The 4,267-nt window shown below is 37.5% G+C and carries 3 protein-coding genes; 1 reads left to right on the top strand and 2 read right to left on the bottom strand.

The window, feature by feature from the left end:
- Nucleotides 1–40: 40 nt before the first annotated feature.
- Nucleotides 41–1,129, bottom strand: coding sequence for an alcohol dehydrogenase catalytic domain-containing protein (locus AMDU4_RS13050; protein ID WP_290705449.1), 1,089 nt, complete (start codon nt 1,127–1,129; stop codon nt 41–43).
- A gap of 196 nt (nt 1,130–1,325) precedes the next feature.
- Here AMDU4_RS13050 and AMDU4_RS13045 point away from each other — a divergent pair, with 196 nt between their 5' ends.
- Nucleotides 1,326–1,664: a carboxymuconolactone decarboxylase family protein gene (locus AMDU4_RS13045; RefSeq protein ID WP_290705446.1), complete on the top strand. Its 339-nt coding sequence runs from the start codon at nt 1,326–1,328 to the stop codon at nt 1,662–1,664.
- Between the two features lie 1,232 nt (nt 1,665–2,896).
- On the opposite strand, the gene AMDU4_RS13040 is transcribed toward AMDU4_RS13045, so the two are convergent.
- Nucleotides 2,897–4,267, bottom strand: a 1,371-nt coding sequence (locus AMDU4_RS13040) for a molybdopterin cofactor-binding domain-containing protein (RefSeq protein ID WP_290705443.1), incomplete at its 5' end; no start/stop codon positions are given.

Below are 4,267 nucleotides of genomic sequence, written 5' to 3'. Positions count from 1 at the left end.
ATCTTTTTATTTGCCACTACTTTTCCGTCCAGTAACATTTTCACCACTTTATTATGGATTTGATTTCATCTGATGGTTTCTCCATGAATATTCCTGTATCGTCGGGGTCATAAATTCCTGTTATAAGCTTATTTACAGCACCACCTTCTGAATAGTTCCATTTTTCAAGATGTTGTATGGCATTCAAATAATGCTTTTTGGAACCGTCAACCGATCCTCCTATTGTAATGTTATGTTCAACTATGTAGTTTATGTCGTTTCCTGAAATTGGAGTGTCTGAAGCTGCCCCGTTTGTGCCGAACATAATAGCTACTCCGTTATAATTCAACTTTCTTACAAAACGCATTATGGTTGCTGGATCACCACTGGTATCAATTATCAGGTCTACTTTGTCCGGGCCTTGATCCTTCATGTAGTTATAAAACGAAACACTGATTTCATCAATAATTTTCATTTTTTGTTCACCAAGTTCGTGCCGGTTTGTCATGTAAACCTTCATGCGGTATTCCCTGGCCATAAATGCATATAGAAAAGCTTCACTACCTGTACCGATTATAAGGCAGTTTTTTAGGAGGTATGTGGAATCGTCACCAGTGAATATGGAACGCTCCGAAAGCTTCTCAAAAACTTCGAAGGCTTTCATAACATTTTTGACAGGTTCTGTGAGGGCACTTACCTTTAACATTGACTGTTCATTGATTTTGATCAAATTTTCCGGTGTATCATAAAAATACTCGGCATTAAAACCATCAAGCCCCCTTATTCCAGCCTCACGGATATCATGATCAACATCTGAACAATTGTCAGGTCTCCCTATCCTGCAGTTTATGCATGATCCTCGACGCCTTACAACCGGAACCACATAATCCCCAGATTTAATGCCAAAGTTGTTTTCTTCTATATCCAGTACCTGGCATACTGCCTCGTGACCGATAATCATATAATCCTGTCCTACCGGGTTGTATGTGAATGGCAGTCCTCCTGCAATTTCTGCCCTATCTGTACCACAAAGCCCAGTGTATACAGGCTTAATCTTTGCCTTGCCTTCTATATTTATGGGTAAATGTATTTTACCGTAGGATAATCCACCTTTTGGGGCAGATGTGGTCAATGCCATAATTCTTTCCATGGCTAACAGTAGAATATAATAATAAATCAATATATCGATTTGGATAATATATTTGTTAGATGATTTCTATTGGTCTGCCCCCTTAAATAGTGAATATTAACAAGGTTAACTAAAATCATAACATTATGGTTCAAAGACGAATGTGTGTGTTTTTAGTCATATTGAAATAGGCATTAGTAATAAATCTACGATAATAATGGATGCAGCAAAAAAAGTGCAAGAAGTTAACAGGATACTTAAGGAATCGGGAAAGGACAATAATGAATTCACGGAAGCTTTTATGAAATTCATGGATGCCACTATGGAAAAGGGTGCGCTTGATACTAAAACAAAAGAATTGATAGCTCTTGGTCTGAGTATAGCATCGAGATGCGGGTGGTGCATTTCATACCATGTAAACCAAGCTATAAAGGCAGGTGCAACCAGAAAGGAGTTAATGGAAGCAGGATATGTAACAGTACTGATGTATGGTTCACAGGCACTTATGGAAATGAATGACCTCCTTGATGCAATAAACCAGTTTGAAATCAAATGAATCTCTATAATTTTTTAAATAAACTCATTGAATCAGAAAAATATTATGAGTGCATTGACAATGAAATAAACGAAATTGTGGAGCTGATTCATATGGGGCATTCGCCTGAATCAATAAAGAAAACCCATAGAAACAATTTTGATTATTTATTTGAATTCGCAAAATCAAGAATTAAAATTGCAGACAAATTTTCTAAATACAACCATCTTTTTATGGATTATTATTCATCAATGTATTCAACGCCTGANATAATAGGTAAATACAGGGCAAAAAAACTGGCAGGAAATAAAATTATAGATGCGGGCAGTGGTGCCGGAATGCAGGACATAATGCTTTCTGAGTATTCAATGGTTACCGGTGTAGAAATAGACCGCAACAGATATCTTATGGCATGTCTAAATGGTATACCATATAATTCCAGAGCTACCTTCTTAAGAGGAGATTTTTTTTCCATTAATAATGATTTTTCAGGATATGTTTTATTTTCAGATCCATTAAGACCGGTGAATTCAATAGAGAAAATATTTTTAAAGTTTTCTCCAAATCCACAGGAAATATTACATGTAAAACCCAAGGTATCCGGGTATGTCTTAGATCTTCCTCCACATATGGAATGGAAAAACATACCACTAAAGGGTGAAAAGGAATATATATCTATTAAAGGTGCTCTGAATAGATTAACATTATATTCACCATCCATTTCAAAAAATATCAGTACTGCAGTAGTGCTTCCAGAGAATATAATTATAACAGGCGAACCGGAAGATTTTAAAACCAAAGTAGAAAATAATGTCCAAATTGGATCCTATATATATGTACCCGATATTTCTATCACATATGCAAAACTTCTTCATCTTGTTGTACACCCCGATTGGACGCCTGTATACCTGGATTCACGACGACAGATATTTTCTGGAAATTCCTTTGAAAAATCATTTCCCGGAAAGGAATATTCAGTGGTTGATTACTCAAATAACCTTGAAATCACTTCGTTGCTGCACAGTATAGATGCTGGGAAGGTATTCTTCAGATTTTCAATGAAGCCAGAAGAAACATACCGTTACAAAAATTCCATTGAAAAGGAATTGTCAGGTTCCAAAAATATATACATATTCAAGGGACCAGACAAATATATAATAGCTGAGGAAATAAACTAAATGTTCTGTTATTTTATATGTTAAAAATAGATTTATAAAATAAATGTATTAAAAATTTATGAGGGTATCTATACATTACTGTTTTCCGAAGAGGAATTCCCGTGTAATAGGCATTATATTTATCCTTTTATGGATCTGAGTCTCCAGGGATCTTGCTAATCCTTCCGGGATTCCAATCATTGGCGATTCTCCCAGTCCCTTTGCCTTATCCTTCAGTACAGAGGGATTTTCCACTATTTTTATGTCAAATTCCGGGACATGATCAGCGGTTAGAACACCAGCATCGGTGATGCTCGTTGTCATTAACTGCCCTTCCTCTGAATATCTCAGTGTCTCTGAAAGAACTTCCCCTATTGCCTGTAGAGCTCCTCCTTCGGTCTGTCCCATGATATTTGCCATGTTGAGTACCTTCCCAACATCATAATATGCCCCTATTTTCAGTGATTCCAGATCTCCTGCCTCGTTAATCTTTGAGGTCACAAGATTGAAATTAACTGCATTATCGTTGTAATCGAACTTATAGAATGTTGTGAGGTCAAAGTCATGCTTCATGAGGATTTCTGGAGTATACTTTCCGTATTTTTCGATTACCTGCTTCTTCAGTTCTTCAGCAGCCTGAATTAATACGGATCCATGCGTCATAGCCGATTTTGATCCCCAGGTTCCCACACCGGTAGAGAGGGTTTCAGTGTCCTGCAATTCAAGTGATACTGAATCCTGTTCTATATCCAATTCATCGCTAAGTATGCTTTTAACAAACAATTCATGTCCCTGGCCAGATACATTGCCTCCAAGATATGTATGCACTTTTCCATCCTTTACAATAATCCTGGCACTTTCTCCTGGTGCAGTATCTTCATCCAGTATAAAGAGCGATATGCCCACATGCTCCTTCTTTGCCAGTTCCCTGTAATTAAAGTATTTAAGAGCCTCTTCGAGAAATGGTTTTGTAGGATAATTAATATCCCATCCCAGGGGTGATTTGAAAGGTTTTTCAAGAGCATTTTTCAGTCTTATATCCGCTATATCCATGTTTAGCTTATCTGCCATAAGATCCATCATTCTCTCCATGAATATTGATGCCTCAGGTTTCCCGGCACCACGGTAATAGCCATTTAACGCTTTATTTGTAATCATGTATTTTCCTATAAGATGTGCCTTTTCAATAAGATAGGGGCCGGTCATCTCATGAATTACATTTCCAAGGTCAGCGGAAGCTTCATCAGCAAAATAGGCACCATTATCCAGTAACACTTCTCCATCAAGGCCGGCAATTTTACCATCCTTTTTAGCGTAAAGTGTTAGTGTAGCCTGTACGCCTCTCCCGGCATGGCAGGTTTGGAGGTGCTCAGTCCTTGTCTCCTGCCACTTTACAGGTTTCCCAAATTTCATTGAAGCATAGCATGCCACTATATATTCAGGATAAAATAGTGCCTTGACACCGAA

This window comes from Ferroplasma sp. Type II (assembly GCF_000496155.1).
Note: the sequence above shows the minus strand (reverse complement) of the source record. Positions and strands in the feature narration are given on the sequence as shown.

Excerpts from the sequence above, each read along its gene's own strand:
- AMDU4_RS13050 (WP_290705449.1), bottom strand. The coding sequence starts at position 1,129 with ATGGAAAGAATTATGGCATTGACCACATCTGCCCCAAAAGGTGGATTA.
- AMDU4_RS13045 (WP_290705446.1), top strand. The coding sequence starts at position 1,326 with ATGGATGCAGCAAAAAAAGTGCAAGAAGTTAACAGGATACTTAAGGAA.